Genomic DNA, 17,457 nt, shown 5'->3' on the forward strand with positions numbered 1-17,457 from the left:
CTGAAATTCATTCCCGAGCCCCGTGCCTGTTTCCAGGTGGGCTATCGGCGGCAATCATAACAACGCCGTTGCCGTTACCATTCATGTATACTACCATACCAGTTAGGGTCAAGTACCCTGTTGCGGAAATTTGATAGCGCTACCATAGTTTCTGGAAAGAAGAGCGCGGTTCCCCTACCGTTCCATCGGCTGGTGCCGATGGGGTCCGGTCTTTTCCGCGTTCGCGGGAAGGCGCCGGGCACGCAAGCGTTTGGCAGGGTGGGGAGAACCAGAGCGAAAAACACCGGAACGACCGGCCACCCGAACAACAGGGCCGGCGGCAGGGAGGAAGAATGCGCGTATTTGCACGCCTGCTGGCGGGGCTGCTGCTGGCCGCCGGCCTGCTGGGCTCCGCCCATGCGGAAGACGGCTATGATCTGTGGCTGCGATTCCGGCCGCTGACCGGTGCCGCGCTTGCCCAGACGGAAACACGCCTGGGCAGCATCGAGGCGGCGGATGCCGATGGCACCGCCGTGGCGGAACTGTCGCGCGGCCTGTCGGGCCTGCTGGGCAAGCCGGTTTCCGTCGCCCCTGGCGGCAAGCTGCTGCTGGGCACCGCCGACGATCCGGCCATCAAGGCCCTGGGCCTGGACCTGCGCGGTCTGGGACCCGACGGCTATGTCATCCGCAGCGTCGGGGACCGTACCGTGATCGCGGGCGGATCACGCACGGGCCTGCTCTATGGCGCCTTCCACCTGTTGCGTCTGGCGCAGGAAAAGGCGCCGCTGACCGCGCTGAACGTGCGGGAAGTGCCCAGGATCGACCGCCGCATCCTGAACCATTGGGACAATCTGGACCGCTATGTGGAGCGGGGATATGCGGGCGAATCGATCTGGGACTGGCACAAGCTGCCGGACTGGACCGACCCGCGCTATACCGATTATGCCCGCGCCAATGCGTCGGTCGGCATCAACGGCACCGTGCTGAACAATGTGAATGCCAATGCCACCAGCCTGACCCGGCCCTATCTGGAAAAGGTGGCGGCGCTGGCGGCGGTGTTCCGGCCCTATGGCATCAAGGTCTATCTGACGGCCCGATTCTCCGCGCCGAAGGAGATTGGCGGCCTGTCCCATGCCGATCCGCTGGACCCCGCCGTCGCCGCCTGGTGGAAGGCCAAGGCGGATGAGATCTATTCCATCATCCCCGATTTCGGCGGTTTCCTGGTGAAGGCCAATTCCGAAGGCCAGCCGGGGCCGCAGGATTATGGCCGCACCCATGCCGACGGGGCCAATATGCTGGCCGATGCGCTGGCGCCCCATGGCGGCATCGTCATGTGGCGGGCCTTCGTCTACAGCCACGAAACGCCCGATGACCGTGCCAAGCAGGCCTATACGGAGTTCGTGCCGCTGGACGGCAAGTTCCGCGACAATGTGGTCGTGCAGGTGAAGAACGGCGCCATCGATTTCCAGCCGCGTGAGCCGTTCCATCCGCTGTTCGGCGCCATGCCGAAGACGCCGTTGATGATGGAATTCCAGATCACCAAGGAATATCTGGGCTTTGCCACACACCTCGTCTACCTCGCCCCCATGTGGAAGGAGGTGCTGGACGCCGACACCTTCCGCCCGAAAAAGGGATCGACGGTCGCCAGGGTCGTGGATGGCGGCCTGGACGGGCACACATTGTCCGCCATGGCCGGCGTCGCCAATATTGGCAGCGACCGCAACTGGTCCGGATCGCATTTCGATCAGGCCAACTGGTACGCCTATGGCCGTCTGGCCTGGAACCATGACCTGACATCCGAGGCCATTGCGCGCGAATGGGCCGCCGCCGCCTTCGGCCCCGACCCGGCCGTGGTGGAGCCGGTCCTGTCCATGATGATGCCGTCGCATCAGGCCGTGGTCGATTATATGACGCCCATCGGCCTGCATCACCTGATGGGGCGCGGGCATCATTACGGGCCGGCGCCGTGGGTCGCGGGCGGCCCGCGCGCCGACTGGACGTCGGTCTATTATCACCGCTCCACCAAGGACGGGATCGGCTTCGACCGCACGCGCCGGGGCACGGGAGCGGTGGACCAGTATGCCAAGGTCTGGGCCGACCGGTTCGACAAGGTGAAGACCACGCCGCCGGAATTCCTGCTCTGGTTCCACCATGTCGGCTGGCAGGAGAAGCTGTCCACCGGCCGCACGCTCTGGGCCGAGCTGCTGTACCGCTATGGCCAGGGCATCGACAGCGTCGCCGCCATGCGCCGCACCTGGGACGGGTTGAAGGGCAAGGTGGATGACGCGCGCTGGCAGCAGACCGCCACCTTCCTGTCGATCCAGCACAAGGAGGCGCAGTGGTGGCGCGATGCCAGCGTCGCCTACTGGCAGTCCATCAACGGCCTGCCCCTGCCGCCCGGCGAAAAGCCGCCGCCGCAGCCCCTGTCCTATTACCAGTCCCTGTCCTTCCCCTTCGCGCCGGGAGATGGCAAATGACGAAGCATTCCCTTCTGCTGGGGGCCGCCCTTCTGGCGCTCTCTCCCCTGCCCGCCTTCGCCGCCGACGCCCCCCTGTTGCACCCGATGTTCCAGGATCATGGCGTGCTGCAGCGGGATCGGCCCATCCCGGTCTGGGGCGATGCCAAACCGGGGGAGAGTGTCACCGTCACCCTGGGCAATGCCAAGGTCACCGCCAAGGCCGGCAAGGACGGGCGCTGGCAGGCGACCCTGCCCGCACAGAAGGCTGGCGGCCCCTTCACCCTGTCGGCCAAAAGCGGGAGCGCCGAACAGTCGGCCACCGATGTGCTGGTGGGGGATGTCTATCTCTGTTCCGGACAGTCCAACATGGAGATGCAGGTCCGCCGCTCCCTGGATGCCTGGGTGGAGACGGGTACCCGCGCCAACCAGCCGCAGATGCGGTACCTGAATGTGGAGCGCGACACGGCCACGGCGGTGAAGCGGACCTTCGGCAAGCCGGTGAACTGGCAGGTGATCTCCCCCCAGACTGTCGGCGACATGTCGGCCGTCTGCTATTTCTTCGGGCGGGAGATGCGCAAGCTGGAGGACGTGCCCGTCGGCCTGATCAACACCGCCTGGGGCGGGTCCACCATCGAAAGCTGGATGCCGGTGGAGGAGTTGCGCAAGCAGCCCGATTATGAGGACGACCTCTCCTTCCTGGCCAAATATGACAGCAACCAGTCCGAGGGCGTGCGCGCCTTCATCGGTGGCTGGGAGAAATGGTGGAAAAAGACGGGGCAGCCCGACTATTGGCGCGAACCGTTCGGCCAGGGTGACGGCTGGCGCGACGCCCCCGCCACCTTCCGCCCGTGGGAGACCTGGGGCATCCCGGACATGGCGGCCTATAACGGCATCGTCTGGATGCGCGCCAGCATCAGCCTGACGGCGGAACAGGCCAAATCCGCCGTGGCCCTGCATCTGGGACCGGCCGATGATCTGGATGTCACCTGGGTCAACGGCACACCCGTGGGCAGCCTGTACGGCCCCGGCGATCCGCGCCGCTATCCCCTGCCGCCCGGCACGCTGAAGGAAGGGGCCAACACCATCACGGTGGCGATCCTGGACGGCTATGGCGATGGCGGGCTGTATGGATCGGCGGAGGCGCAGGCCGTCGAACTGTCGGACGGTGCGCTTCTGACCCTGCCGACACCCTGGCAGTTCAAGCCCACGCCCGTCGACACGTCGCTGGTGCCGCAGGCGCCCTGGGGCACCGTGAACGGCCTGTCCACCATCCATAATGCCATGCTGGCCCCCATCGGTCCCTATGGTGTGCGTGCCGCCCTCTGGTACCAGGGCGAAAGCAATACCGGCCGGCCGGTGCAGTATCAGTCACTGCTGACCGGCCTGATGACGGGCTGGCGCCGGCAGTTCGGGGCCGACCTGCCCTTCCTGATCGTGCAACTGCCGGAATGGGGTTATCCGCAGGACAAGCCGATGGACAGCGGCTGGGCGCGTTTGCGCGAAAGCCAGCGCGCGGCGGTGGCCGCCGATCCCAAGGCCGGGCTGGCCGTGGCGCTGGGGGTGGGCGACTGGTACGATATCCACCCCGCCAACAAACAGATCGTGGCCAAGCGTCTGGTCCGCGCCGCCCGCAAGGTGGTGCTGGGCGAGAAGATCGCGCCGTCCGGCCCCATCCCGGCCAGCGTCACCCGTTCCGGCGACACCGTATCGGTGCGCTTCACCGATATCGATGGCGGCCTGAAGGCCCTGTCCTATCACCGCCCGCTGGGGTTCGAACTGTGCGGCGAAGGGCCGGGCACCTGCCGCTTCGTCGATGCCGAATTGAAGGGGGATGCGGTCACCCTGCCCGTGGGTACCGGGCCGGCGGTCCGCGTGCGCTATTGCTGGGCCGACAGCCCCATCTGCAACCTGCAGGACAGCGCCCGGCAGCCGCCGGGACCGTTCGAGGCGGTGGTGAAATGAGGGGGCGCGGCGCCCCTGCCGTGGTTCCCTCACCCTCCCGTCGGCTGACGCCGCCGGGTCCTTCCCTCTCCCACCTTCGTGGGGGAGGGGTGAAATTCTCGCCCCTCCCCCACGAAGGTGGGAGAGGGCGGGGCCCATCGCTGTGAAGCGATGGGAGGGTGAGGAAGCGACAGAACCCGTCACCCAACACCCGCATTGACAACCAAGCTCATGTACCTCAATGATAGCGCTACCATCGCCCCGACAGAGGGCGACGTTAGCGAAGACACCGGGAGGAAATTTCAGTGACGACACCGAAGCTGTCACGCCGACTGTTCGGCGCCAGCCTGCTGGCGCTTACCTCCGCCGCGGCCGTACCCGCCACCATTGCCTTTGCCGCCGGCAAGGAACCCTATCGCAATCCCGCCCTGCCGATCGATCAGCGGATCGAGGACCTTCTCTCGCGCATGACGCTGGAGGAGAAGGTGGCCCAGATGATCGGCATCTGGCAGGACAAGAAGCTGGTCCATAATGAAAAGGGCGGCTTCGACGCCAAGAAGGCCGCGAAGAATTTCCCCAACGGTCTGGGCCAGATTTCCCGCCCCGGCGACCGCGTCGGTGCCGTGGACAAGGATGGCGCGCCCATCGCGGCCGGCGCCAAGGCCAACATCATCAACCGTGAAGGTCTGGAGGCCGCGACCTATGTCAACGCCGCCCAGAAATGGGCTGTCGAGCAGACGCGCCTGGGCATTCCGCTGATTTTCCACGAAGAAGCGCTGCACGGTTTCGTGGCGCGCGGCGCCACCAGCTTCCCGCAATCCATGGCGCTGGCCAGTTCCTGGGATACGGCCATGGTGGAACGTATCTTCGGCGTGGCCGCGCGGGAGATGCGCCTGCGCGGCGTGCATCTGGCGCTGGCGCCCGTGGTTGATATTGTCCGTGACCCGCGCTGGGGCCGGACAGAGGAAACCTATGGCGAGGACCCGTGGCTGGTGTCCGAAATGGGCCTGGCCGCGATGAAGGGTTTCCAGGGCACGACCCTGCCGCTGGCCAAGGACAAGGTCCTGGTCACGCTGAAACACATGACGGGCCATGGGCAGCCGGAAAGCGGCACCAATGTCGGCCCCGCCCCGATCTCCGAACGCACCTTGCGCGAGAACTTCCTGGTGCCGTTCGAACGGGCCGTGAAGAACCTGCCCATCCGCGCCATCATGCCGTCCTATAACGAAGTGGACGGCGTGCCCAGCCATGGTAACAAGTGGCTGCTGGATACGGTTCTGCGCAAGGAATGGGGCTATCAGGGCGCGCTGGTCAGCGATTATTTCGCCATCCGGGAAATGAATACCGTCCACCACATGACATCCGGTCTGGCCGATGGCGCCATCCGCGCCCTGAATGCCGGGGTGGATGTGGAGTTGCCGGACGGGGAGGGCTATCCGCTGCTGCCCGGACTGGTGCGTGAGGGCAAGGCGTCGGAAGCCAAGATCAACGACGCCGTGCGCCGCATCCTGCGCATGAAGTTCGAGGCGGGGCTGTTCGAAAACCCCTATGTCGATGCCAAGCTGGCCGACAAGCTGACGGCCACGCCGGACGCCATCGCCCTGGCGCGCGAGGCGGCGGCCCGGTCCATGGTGCTGCTTAAGAACGCCAACAACGCCCTGCCGCTGAACCCGGCGGCGACGGGTACCTTGCTGGTCGTCGGCACCCATGCCAGGGACACGCCCATCGGCGGTTATTCCGAAGTGCCGCGCAAGGTCGTGTCGGTGGTGGAGGGCCTGACCGCCGCCGCCGGCAAGGGCCTGAAGGTTGACTATGCCGAGGGCGTGCGCCTGACGCGGCAGCGTGTCTGGGAAGAGGACAAGGTCGAGCCGATCCCCGATGCCGAGAATGATGCCCTGATCGCCGAAGCGGTCGCCAAGGCTGCCAATGCCGACACCATCCTGATGGTGCTGGGCGAGAATGAGCAGTTGAGCCGCGAAGCCTGGGCCACCACCCATCTGGGCGACCGCGCCAGCCTGGACCTCTATGGCCGTCAGTCCGATCTGGCCGAGGCCATGTTCAAGACCGGCAAGAAGGTTATCGTGCTGCTGCTGAACGGCCGTCCGCTGGCCGTCAACCGGCTGGTGGAAAAGGCCGACGCCCTGATCGAAGGCTGGTATCTGGGCCAGGAGACGGGCAATGGCGTGGCCGATGTCGTATTCGGCAAGGTCTCGCCCGGGGCTAAGCTGCCCATCACCATTCCGCGTTCGGTCGGGCAACTGCCCGTCTATTACAATGCCAAGCCCTCGGCCCGGCGTGGTTACCTGTTCGATGATGTGACGCCTTTGTTCCCGTTCGGGTTCGGCCTCACCTATTCAACCTTCGAATTGGACGCGCCGACCCTGTCGCGTGGCCAGATCGGGGTGGCCGACAGCGTCGATGTCTCCGTCACCCTGCGCAATACCGGGTCGCGCACCGCCGATCAGGTGGTGCAGATCTATCTGCGCGATGAGGAGGCGTCGGTGACGCGGCCCATCAAGGAGCTGAAGCGGTTCCAGCGCGTGACGCTGGCCGCTGGCGCCAGCACGACGGTGCGCTTCACCCTGACGCCCGAGGATCTGTCGATCTGGAACATCGACATGAAGCGGGTGGTCGAACCCGGTATCTTCACCATCAGCGCCGGATTCGACTCCGTGGAGTTGAAGTCGGTCCAATTGAAAGTGGTTTAAGCAAGAGATGCCGTAGGTCAGGTCGAGCCAAGAGCGATCCCTGACTGCAAAGATTTCGGCCTTTTCTGTCAGGGATCGGTCTCTGTGCCCGATCTGACCTACAAATATCTCTGTTACCGCTATCAATTCCGTTGCGTAACGGTTAAACTCATCGCCCCACCCAGGGAGTTTTTTCGACCATGTCCGCCAGCCCCGTTCCCGCCCTGCTGACCGATTTCCTGCCCGCCGACTGGCGGGACGCGCATCTTCTGGGGCGGATGGATTTCGGACAGGGGCCGAGCCCGGTGCTGATCAAGGGCGGGCGGCTTTACGACCTGTCCGAACAGGCGCCCACCGTCGCCGACCTGCTGAACAGCCTGTCCGATGGCGCCCTGCCCGATGGTGGCAAGGATCTGGGCGATGCGGCGGCCATCAAGGTGGCGCTGCAATGGGGTGAGCCGCTGCCCGGCGCGCCCACCCTGTTGCCTCCCATCGACCTGCACTGCATCAAGGCGGCCGGCGTCACCTTCGCCGTGTCGGCCCTGGAACGCGTGATCGAGGAACGGGCCAGGGGCGATTACGCCAAGGCCAATGAAATCCGAAGCGACCTGTCGGCCCGCATCGGCACCGACCTGCGGGCCGTGAAGCCCGGGTCAGCGGAAGCGGCCTCGCTGAAACAGGCGCTGATCGCCGATGGGCTGTGGTCGCAATATCTGGAGGTCGCCATCGGCCCGGATGCGGAGATCTTCACCAAGGGCCCGACCCTGTCGTCGGTTGGCTGGGGTGCCTATATCGGCGTGCGGTCGGACAGCGACTGGAACAATCCGGAGCCGGAACTGGCGCTGGCCGTGGACGGTAAGGGCCGGGTGCATGGCGCCACCCTGGGCAATGACGTCAACCTGCGCGATTTCGAAGGGCGCTCGGCCCTGCTTCTGTCCAAGGCCAAGGACAATAACGCGTCCTGCGCCCTGGGCCCCTTCATCCGCCTGTTCGACGCCACCTTCACCATCGATGATGTGCGCAATGCCGAGGTGACGGTGAATGTGACGGGCGAAGACGGGTTTGTCCTGAACGGCAAGTCCAACATGGCCTTCATCAGCCGCGATCCGCTGGATCTGGTGGGCCAGACCATCTCTAAGAACCATCAGTATCCGGACGGTTTCGTGTTGTTCATGGGCACGCTGTTCGCGCCCATCGATGACCGCGACGCCCCCGGCAAAGGCTTCACCCATAAGGGCGGCGACATCGTCACGATCGCCAGCCCCCGTCTTGGCAGTTTGTCCAACAAGGTTGTCGGTTGTCACGAGGCGCCGGAATGGAATTTCGGCATCGGCGATCTGATGCGCAATCTGGCCCGTCGCGGCCTGCTGCGCGCCTGATCCTCCCCCAACCTTTCCCAATGCAACGCCCCACCCTGGACCATCCATCATGACCCATGCGATTTACCCCAGCCTGCGCGGAAAGCGGGTGCTGATCACCGGCGGCGGTTCCGGCATCGGCGCCGGCCTGGTGGAGGCGTTCGTCCGACAGGGGGCACGCGTCCATTTTGTCGACGTGGCGGTCCAGGACAGCGAGGAACTGCTGGCCAGCCTGTCGGGCGCCGAGGTGCCCCCGCAGTTTCAGCGCTGCGACCTGACCGACCTGGGTGCGGTCAAGTCCACCATCGACGGCATTGTCGCGTCCGAGGGTGGTATCGATATCCTGGTGAACAACGCCGCCAATGACGACCGCCACAAGGTGGAAGAGGTGACGCCCGAATATTGGGACAACCGCATGGCGGTGAACCTGCGTCACCTGTTCTTCGCGGCCCAGGCGGTCGCGCCGTCGATGAAGGCCAATGGCGGCGGCGCCATCATCAATCTGGGGTCCATCTCCTGGCATCTGGCCCTGCCGGAAATCACCCTGTACCAGACAGCCAAGGCCGCGATCGAGGGCATGACCCGCGCGCTGGCCCGCGACCTGGGCGAGGATAACATCCGCGTCACCTGCGTCGTACCGGGCGGGGTGAAAACCCCGCGCCAGATGCGCCTCTGGCACAATCCGGAGGAGGAGGCCCGCATGCTGGGCCTGCAGTGCCTGAAGCAGCGTGTTGAACCGCGCGATATCGCGGCAATGGTGCTATTCCTGGCATCCGACGACGCGCGGCTATGTACCGCGCATAATTACTTTGTCGATGCGGGGTGGCGATGACCGATCTTTCCTCCATCAGGCCCGATCTGGCCTGGGAGCTTGGCGGCATTCTTCTGGAAGGCGCCTGCTGGGATGCGGAGAAATCCGTGCTCTGGTTCGTCGATATCAAGAAGCGGCTGATCCACCGGCTGGACCCGGCCACGGGCCGGCGCGACAGTTGGACGGCCCCGGACCAGCCGGGTTTTGTCCTGCCCCGCGCGTCGGGCGGGCTGGTGGTGGGCATGCCCTTCGGGCTGTACCATTTCGATCCGTCGGCCGGCAGCTTCACCAAGCTGGTGTCGGTGGAGGCCGAGCGTGAGGGCAACCGCCTGAACGACGGTTTCACCGACGCCACGGGCCGCGTCTGGTTCGGCAGCATGAGCGATGGTGAATGCGCCGACAGTGGCGCCTTCTATCACTGGACGGGCGGGGAACCGGTGCGGGTGCTGGACGGCATCTGCATCACCAACGGCCCGGCGACCAGCCCGGACGGCAAGGTGCTTTACCATACCGACACGCTGGGCCAGACCGTCTATGCCGGCGACATCCAGGCCGATGGCTCCATCGCCAACCGCCGCGTCTTTGCGAAGATTGGCAAGGATGAGGGCTATCCCGACGGGATGGCGGTGGACAGCGAAGGCTGCGTCTGGGTCGGGCTGTTCTTCGGCTGGGGCATCCGCCGCTACGCGCCCGACGGCACGCTGCTGGGCTTTGTGCGTTTCCCCGTTTCCAACGTCACGAAGCTGGCCTTCGGTGGTCCGGACCTGAAGACGGTCTATGCCACCACGGCAACCTTGAACCTGAATGACGAACAGCGGGCGGCACAGCCCCTGGCCGGTGGTCTTTTCACCTTCAAAAGCCCCGTGGCGGGACTTCCGCCCGCAAAGGTGCGCGCATGAGCAGCGATAACAACGCCCCCCGCCGTTTCCGGTCCCGCGAATGGTTCGACGCGCCCGGCCGCGCCGACATGACAGCGCTGTATCTTGAGCGCTTCATGAATTACGGCCTGACGCCCAAGGAGCTGCGCTCCGGCAAGCCGATCATCGGCATTGCCCAGACGGGTTCCGACCTCAGCCCCTGCAACCGCATCCATGTGGAATTGGCCAAGCGCACGCGCGACGGCATCCGCGATGCGGGCGGCATCCCGTTCGAATTCCCCGTCCATCCGATCTTTGAGAATTGCCGCCGTCCCACAGCGGCGCTGGACCGCAACCTGGCCTATCTGGGTCTGGTGGAGGTGCTGCATGGCTACCCGATCGACGCGGTGGTCCTGACCACGGGCTGTGACAAGACCACGCCGTCGGGCGTGATGGCGGCCAGCACGGTCGACATCCCGGCCATTGTGCTGTCGGGCGGCCCGATGCTGGATGGCTGGTTCGAAGGCGATCTGGTCGGGTCCGGCACCGTCATCTGGCGTGGCCGCCGCCGTCTGGCCGCCGGCGAGATCACGGAAGAGGAATTCCTGGATCTGGCCGCCGCATCGGCCCCGTCCGCCGGGCACTGCAACACCATGGGCACGGCCAGCACCATGAACGCCATTGCCGAGGTGTTGGGCCTGTCCCTGCCCGGCTGTGCCGCCATCCCGGCGCCGTACCGCGAGCGCGGGCAGATGGCGTATGAGACGGGCAGGCGCATCGTGGAAATGGCCTATGAGGATCTGCGCCCGTCCAAGATCCTGACGCGCCAATCCTTCATCAACGCCATCGTGGCCAACGCCGCCATCGGCGGGTCGACCAATGCCCAGCCGCATATCGTGGCCATGGCGCGTCATGCCGGGATCGAGATCACCCATGATGACTGGCGCCAGTACGGGTACGACGTGCCGCTGCTGGTCAACCTGCAGCCCGCTGGCAAATATCTGGGCGAGCGGTTCCACCGCGCCGGCGGCGTGCCGGCGGTGCTGTGCGAACTGGCGGGTGCCGGCAAGATCGACACTGGCTGCCTGACCGTGTCGGGCAAGTCGATCGCGGAGAATATCCAGGGCCGCGAGACGAACGACCGCGAGGTCATCTTCGCCTATGACAAGCCGCTGATGACCCGTGCGGGCTTCCTGGTGCTGAAGGGCAATCTGTTCGACTTCGCCATCATGAAGACGAGCGTGATTTCCGACGATTTCCGCCAGCGCTACCTGTCGCGCCCCGGTGATGAGGGCGTGTATGAAGGCCGTGCCATCGTTTTTGACGGGCCGGACGATTATCACGAGCGCATCAATGACGAGGCGCTGGGGATCGACGAGAACTGCATCCTGGTGGTGCGCGGCGCCGGTCCCCTGGGCTTCCCCGGCTCGGCCGAGGTGGTGAACATGCAGCCGCCCGATGCCCTGCTGAAGCGCGGCATCAAGAGCCTGCCCACCATCGGCGACGGGCGGCAGTCGGGCACGTCGGACAGCCCGTCCATCCTGAATGCCAGCCCGGAATCGGCGGCGGGCGGCGGTTTGGCGTGGCTGCGCACGGGCGACATCATCCGGCTCGATATCAACAAGGGCACCTGCGACATGCTGGTCGAGGATGGGGAACTGGCGCGCCGGCGCGCCGAAGATCCGCCCCCGCCCATCCCGGCCTCCAAGACGCCGTGGCAGGAGCTTTACCGCGATCATGTGGGCCAACTGGACAGCGGCGGCTGTCTGGAAATGGCGCTCAAGTACCGTGGCGTGGCGGACGAGACGCCGCGTCACAATCATTGAGGTTGGTGTTTACGTTGCTCCCTCACCCTCCCATTGGCTGACGCCAACAGGAACTCTTTGTACCCTCACCCTCCCACCCGCTGACGCGGGCGGGCTCCTCCCTCTCCCGCCATGCGGGCGAGGGGTGGAATTTAAGCCCCTCGCCCACGAACGTGGGAGAGGGAGGGGCCCAAGCCGGATGGCTTGGGAGGGTGAGGGAACAACAGGTGGGTGAGAACAACAGCGACAGAGTGCATTTCGGGGGGATGGCCGGGGTCAAGCACGGCCGAACAACAACAAGGAGACAGTGATGAGCGGTTCCCAGGAGGAACAGGTCAACATGGGCTATGTCGCCGCCATCGTGGCGGTGGCGACCATCGGCGGCTTCATGTTCGGCTATGACAGCGGCGTCATCAACGGCACCGTGGAAGGCCTGAAAAAGGCTTTCAATTCCAACAGCATCGATACCGGCTTCAATGTCGCGTCGATCCTGCTGGGCTGTGCCGCCGGCGCGTTCAGCGCGGCGCGGCTGGCCGATATCATGGGTCGCCGCAATGTCATGATGATCGCAGCCCTGCTGTTCATCCTGTCCGCCATCGGCACGGGTGCCGCCCACAGCTCCACCGTCTTCGTCATTGCCCGTCTGCTGGGTGGCCTGGCGGTCGGTGCCGCGTCGGTGTTGTCGCCGGCCTATATTTCCGAAGTGACGCCGGCCTCCATCCGGGGCCGCCTGTCCTCGGTTCAACAGATCATGATCATTTCCGGCCTGACCGGCGCCTTTCTGGGCAATTACCTGATCGCTCATTATGCCGGCGGCTCCACGGAGCCGTTCTGGCTGGGCTATGAGGCCTGGCGCTGGATGTTCTGGGCACAGATCATCCCGGCTAGCCTGTTCTTCCTGGCCCTGCTGGTCATCCCGGAAAGCCCGCGCTATCTGGTGGTGAAGGGCCGCGAGGATGAGGCGAAGGCCGTCCTGACCCGCCTGTTTGGCCCCGCCGCCGGTGCCGCCAAGGTCGTGGAAATCCGCGAAAGCCTGGCCAAGGACCATCACAAGCCCAAGCTGTCCGACCTGATCGACAAGGCGTCGGGCAAGGTCCGCCCCATCGTTTGGGTCGGCATCGGTCTGGCTGTGTTCCAGCAGTTGGTCGGCATCAATGTTGTGTTCTATTACGGCGCCGTCCTGTGGCAGGCCGTGGGCTTCTCTGAAGCCGACGCGCTGCGCATCAACATCCTGTCGGGTGCGCTGTCCATCCTGGGCTGTCTCGCCTCCATGGCGCTGGTGGACAAGCTGGGCCGCAAGCCGCTGCTGGCCATCGGGTCGGCCGGCATGGCCATCACGCTGGGCATCATGGTTGCCTGCTTCGCGTCGGGCTCCATCGTCGATGGCAAGCTGCACCTGTCCGACAATGTCGGCGTGATCGCGCTGATCAGCGCCAACGCTTATGCGGTGCTATTCAACTTCTCCTGGGGCCCGGTCATGTGGGTCATGCTGGGCGAAATGTTCCCCAATCAGATCCGGGGGTCCGGTCTGGCCGTGTCGGGCTTTGCCCAATGGACGGCCAATTTCGGCATCACCATGACCTTCCCCATCATGCTGACCACCATCGGCCTGACGGGTGCCTACGGCTTCTACGCCTTCTTCGCGCTGATCTCCTTCTTCTTCGTCCGCGCCATGGTGCATGAGACGAAGGGACGGGAGCTGGAGAAGATGGAAGGCTGAGTTTGAGGTTGTTCCCTCACCCTCCCAAGCCTTCGGGCTTGGGCCCCTCCCTCTCACACGTTCGTGGGCGGGGGGCTTAAATTCCGCCCCTCTACCGCTTGCGGGAGAGGGAGGGGCCCGTCGGCGCCAGCCGGATGGGAGGGTGAGGGAACAACAGCGCCTTCGGCCCCCAACCGGAAACGGTTGCGCGCAAGGCCGACAAGGCCAATAAAGGGGCGTTTTGAATATCAGGGGGTAACATGGAAAGACAGCGGCGGCGCGGTAGCCAGGCGGTGACCATCCGTGAGGTGGCGGCCCGTGCCGGTGTGTCATCCATGACGGTGTCGCGCGTCATCAACAAGGATGACAAGGTCAACGAGAATACCCGCGCCCTGGTCGAAGCAGCGATCAAGGAACTGAACTATACCCCCAACCCCGCCGCCCGACGGCTGGCCGGGTCTGAGGTGCTGCGGATCGGCCTGCTTTATTCCAACCCGTCCAGCGCTTACCTGTCGGAATTCCTGGTCGGCGCCCTGGATGAGAGCAGCCGCGAGGGGCATCAGTTGGTGGTGGAGAAATGCGCCGGTACGGCCAAGGCGACGGCGTCGGTGACGCGTCTGCTGGCCGGCGGCGTCAATGCCTTCATCCTGCCGCCGCCGCTGTGCGAGTCCAAGCCCATCCTGACCATGCTGGAAGAGGCGAACGTGCTGGCGGTGGCCGTGGCCACGGGCCGGCCCAACCCGCATCTGCCTACCATCCGCATCGATAATTACGCCGCGTCGAAGCAGATGACGGAACATCTGATCACGCTCGGCCACAGCCGTCTGGGCTATATCAAGGGCAACAGGAACCAGTCGGCCTCCGACATGCGGTACCATGGCTTCATGGATGCCTGTGCCGAGGCCGGGATCAGGCAAGCCGACATCCTGGTCGAACAGGGCCAGTATGATTACGCCTCGGGCCTGGAAGCGGCGGAAAAGCTGCTGGGGGCTGATCCGCGCCCGACAGCCATCTTCGCCGCCAATGACGACATGGCCGCCGCCACCATCTCTGTCGCGCACCGGCTGCATCTGGATGTGCCGAACGATCTGTCGGTGGCCGGCTTTGACGATACGCTGATCGCCACCACCGTCTGGCCGCCGCTGACCACCATCCGCCAGCCCATCGCCGCCATGGGCAAGGCCGCTGTTGCCGTGCTGGCCAATGCCATGCGGAACAAATGGCAGCCCGGCCGTTCCAATGACGGGCCGGAACAGCGCCTGCTGGCCTATAAGCTGGTGAAGCGGGAATCGACGCTGCCGCTGGGGTGATCGATGGTCATCCCTGATGACCATGGGGCCTGTGGCGGTCTGGCCGGTGCCTGGGGAAACGCATCCCCGGCAATAGGGTTTTATCAGGCCGGGTCCAGACCGGAGAACGGGCAAGCGTCCCCCGGCCCGGTTTCCAGGCTCACCGCCGGCGGGGCGGTGGCGGACGGCGGATGCCGCCGGGGGCGCCTGCCGGGCGTTCATCCTTGTGTCGATAGGTGATGCGCCCCTTGCTCAGGTCATAGGGCGTCATTTCAACGGTCACGCGGTCACCGGCCAGCGACCGGATGCGGCTCTTGCGCATGCGGCCGGCAGTATAGGCGATGATCTCGTGCCCGTTTTCAAGCTGGACGCGGAAGCGACCATCGGGCAGCGCCTCGGCGATGATGCCGTCAAATTCGATGAATTCTTCTTTGGTCATGCTCTACCCCTGAAACAGAAAGGGCGGCGGCATGAACCCATGCCGCCGCCCCTTCAAAGCCGTACTGGACGTGGATTTAGGCCACGCGCAGGTTTTCAGCGGCCGTCTTACCCTTGCGGGGATCACGGACCGCGTCGAACGTGACCTTCTGGCCTTCGTTCAGGCTGGACAGGCCAGCGCGCTCAACGGCGGAGATATGGACGAACACGTCGGAAGAGCCATCCTCGGGCTGGATGAAACCAAAACCCTTGGTGCCATTGAACCACTTGACGGTGCCGGAAACGGACATGGAATGCCTCCTGGGATCTTTCCCGTTCGGAGCTGCCCGGCGCGAGAGTGCGACACGGGCATCAAAGTCACGACAGGGAAGAACCAGCGGTAGCCGGAAGATAGCCCAGTAGCAAAGTCGACAAGAGGGAAGATGGGCGCTTATTGGCGACATAACAAGCACCATCGTGTCCCGGCCACACATGGCTGGGCCGCGCGGCCCCGCAAAGACGGGGGATCAGGCCCCGACCCAGCGGCGGACAAGGTCGGTCAGGCCCACTTCCATCGCCGCCAGGGCCGCAGCATCCCTCACGATCACCACGCCCCGGTCGGGCGCCGGCCATTGCGCCAGCTTCAGGGGATCATCGACATGAAAGCCGTCATTATCCTTCACCTTGGCCCCCCGGTGCAGGACCAGACGGATCGTCCCGTCGCGCTGTACGCCCAGCGTCAGCAGATCCTGACCATCCAGGGCGAAGCTGGGCGCGTTCCATTTCACCTGTTCCGTCAGGCCCGGATGCACCGCCCGGATCAAGGCGCGCAATCCGTGCGCGACTTGCCGTGCCTGCGGAGACAGATCATCCAGAAACGCCTCGACATCCTTATAGGATTTCGGTGGCATCAGCCCTCCTCCCCCTCGTCCCCGTCATCCGCCTCACGCGGACCATGGCGGCGTTCCAGCAGCCCGTATTTGCGCAGATATCCCCGGAACTGATGGTAATTCAGGCCCAGGTCGGTCGCCGCGCGCTTCTGGTGGAACTGGTTGCGTTCCAGGGCATTGCGCAGCAGCACCTTCTCATAATCCGCGACCAGGCCCAGGAAGTCGCAGGGCCCCTCCGGCAGGGAGGGTCCGGCGGATGCCGCCGGGGCCACAGCGGCGGGACCGGGCGTAGAGACCGGCGGCGGGGCGGCGATGACGATCGGCGCGGGGGCGGCATCGTTGTAGATCGACATCTGCTTGGGCCGCCAGGGCGACTGGAACGGGTCGAAATGGATGTCGGTGATGGGGCTTTCCGGGTCGGCGGCACGATAGACGGCGCGCTCCACGACATTCTTCAGCTCACGCACATTGCCGGGCCAGTCATAGGCCAGCATCTGTTGCATGGCGTCGTTGGAAAAACCGCCGAAGAAGGGCCGGCCCAGTTCGCGGGCCATGGCCACGCCGAAATGTTCGGCCAGGATGGGGATATCCTCCGGCCTTGCCCGCATGGGCGGGATGGTCACGACATCGAAGGACAGCCGGTCCAGAAGGTCGGCGCGGAACTTGCCCTGATCGGCCAGACGCGGCAGGTCGGCGTTGGTGGCCCCTACCACGCGCACATCGATCTGGATGGTGGTATTGCCGCCCACCCGCTCGAACTCCCCATATTCGATGACGCGCAGGATCTTTTCCTGCACACGCAGGGTGGCGGTCGCGATCTCGTCCAGGAACAGGGTGCCGCCATCGGCCAGTTCAAACCGGCCGACATGACGCTTGGCCGCCCCTGTGAAGGACCCCGCCTCATGCCCGAACAGTTCGGTTTCCAGCAGCGTGTCGGACAGGGCGGCACAGTTCAGCTTCACGAACGGCTTGTCCCAGCGCGGGGAGAGATAGTGCAGGCGGGCTGCCACCAGTTCCTTGCCTGTCCCGCGCTCCCCGATCACCAGGGTGGGGCGGTTCAGGGGGGCTGCCTGCGATACATGCTCCATCAGACCCAGGAAGGAAGGGGCCTGACCGATCAGCGACGGAGGGGAAACGGCGGGGGACATGGGGCCTGTGCCACTCTTTTTTGACGACCGATGACGGCATCTTAGCGAAGAGTGGGCGGATTGGCGAGCGAGTGGTGAAAATCGCCAACGAGTGGGCTCAGCCCCACCTTCCCCAAAA

General features: G+C 65.1%; 11 protein-coding genes and 2 pseudogenes. 9 read left to right on the forward strand and 4 right to left on the reverse strand.

All coding sequences use genetic code 11. The features are described 5' to 3' along the window. Positions 1 to 332: 332 nt before the first annotated feature. From KBA48_RS06745 to KBA48_RS06785, 9 genes and pseudogenes are all read left to right on the forward strand, one after another. Complete coding sequence (locus tag KBA48_RS06745) at positions 333 to 2,456, forward strand: alpha-glucuronidase family glycosyl hydrolase (RefSeq protein ID WP_292904501.1); 2,124 nt, start codon at positions 333 to 335, stop codon at positions 2,454 to 2,456. Further along, entirely contained in the window at positions 2,453 to 4,399 is a 1,947-nt protein-coding gene (locus tag KBA48_RS06750; RefSeq protein ID WP_292904503.1) for a sialate O-acetylesterase, read from the forward strand. Before KBA48_RS06745 ends, KBA48_RS06750 begins: the two co-directional genes overlap by 4 nt. 284 nt (positions 4,400 to 4,683) lie before the next feature. Beyond that, positions 4,684 to 7,086 (forward strand): glycoside hydrolase family 3 N-terminal domain-containing protein, encoded by a 2,403-nt coding sequence (locus KBA48_RS06755; protein WP_292904505.1) that lies wholly within the window; start codon positions 4,684 to 4,686, stop codon positions 7,084 to 7,086. A 179-nt stretch (positions 7,087 to 7,265) separates the two neighbouring features. After that, positions 7,266 to 8,444, forward strand: coding sequence for a fumarylacetoacetate hydrolase family protein (locus tag KBA48_RS06760; protein WP_292904507.1), 1,179 nt, complete (start codon positions 7,266 to 7,268; stop codon positions 8,442 to 8,444). A 49-nt stretch (positions 8,445 to 8,493) separates the two neighbouring features. After that, positions 8,494 to 9,255, forward strand: coding sequence for an SDR family NAD(P)-dependent oxidoreductase (locus KBA48_RS06765; protein WP_292904509.1), 762 nt, complete (start codon positions 8,494 to 8,496; stop codon positions 9,253 to 9,255). Beyond that, complete coding sequence (locus KBA48_RS06770; protein ID WP_292904511.1) at positions 9,252 to 10,133, forward strand: SMP-30/gluconolactonase/LRE family protein; 882 nt, start codon at positions 9,252 to 9,254, stop codon at positions 10,131 to 10,133. The genes KBA48_RS06765 and KBA48_RS06770 overlap by 4 nt, the downstream gene beginning before the upstream one ends. Next, on the forward strand, positions 10,130 to 11,917 hold the full coding sequence (locus KBA48_RS06775; RefSeq protein ID WP_292904513.1) for an IlvD/Edd family dehydratase: 1,788 nt from the start codon (positions 10,130 to 10,132) through the stop codon (positions 11,915 to 11,917). The genes KBA48_RS06770 and KBA48_RS06775 overlap by 4 nt, the downstream gene beginning before the upstream one ends. Positions 11,918 to 12,200: 283 nt before the next feature. Then, positions 12,201 to 13,616: pseudogene (locus KBA48_RS06780) on the forward strand (sugar porter family MFS transporter); the annotation flags it as partial. A gap of 239 nt (positions 13,617 to 13,855) precedes the next feature. Continuing rightward, complete coding sequence (locus tag KBA48_RS06785) at positions 13,856 to 14,905, forward strand: LacI family DNA-binding transcriptional regulator (RefSeq protein WP_292904515.1); 1,050 nt, start codon at positions 13,856 to 13,858, stop codon at positions 14,903 to 14,905. Between the two features lie 202 nt (positions 14,906 to 15,107). On the opposite strand, the pseudogene infA reads toward KBA48_RS06785, so the two are convergent. From infA to pspF, 4 genes and pseudogenes are all read right to left on the reverse strand, one after another. Next, positions 15,108 to 15,323 (reverse strand): annotated as a pseudogene (gene infA, locus KBA48_RS06790) (translation initiation factor IF-1); the annotation flags it as partial. Between the two features lie 76 nt (positions 15,324 to 15,399). After that, the gene (locus tag KBA48_RS06795; protein WP_292904517.1) at positions 15,400 to 15,612 is read right to left on the reverse strand and encodes a cold-shock protein; all 213 of its coding nucleotides are present in this window, start codon (positions 15,610 to 15,612) and stop codon (positions 15,400 to 15,402) included. Between the two features lie 216 nt (positions 15,613 to 15,828). Continuing rightward, on the reverse strand, positions 15,829 to 16,212 hold the full coding sequence (locus KBA48_RS06800) for a DUF1801 domain-containing protein (protein WP_292904519.1): 384 nt from the start codon (positions 16,210 to 16,212) through the stop codon (positions 15,829 to 15,831). Continuing rightward, positions 16,212 to 17,339 (reverse strand): phage shock protein operon transcriptional activator, encoded by a 1,128-nt coding sequence (gene pspF / locus KBA48_RS06805; RefSeq protein WP_292904521.1) that lies wholly within the window; start codon positions 17,337 to 17,339, stop codon positions 16,212 to 16,214. Before pspF ends, KBA48_RS06800 begins: the two co-directional genes overlap by 1 nt. Positions 17,340 to 17,457: the final 118 nt, after the last annotated feature.

The sequence above is a fragment of the Niveispirillum sp. genome (assembly GCF_017996735.1).
Taxonomy (GTDB): domain Bacteria; phylum Pseudomonadota; class Alphaproteobacteria; order Azospirillales; family Azospirillaceae; genus Niveispirillum.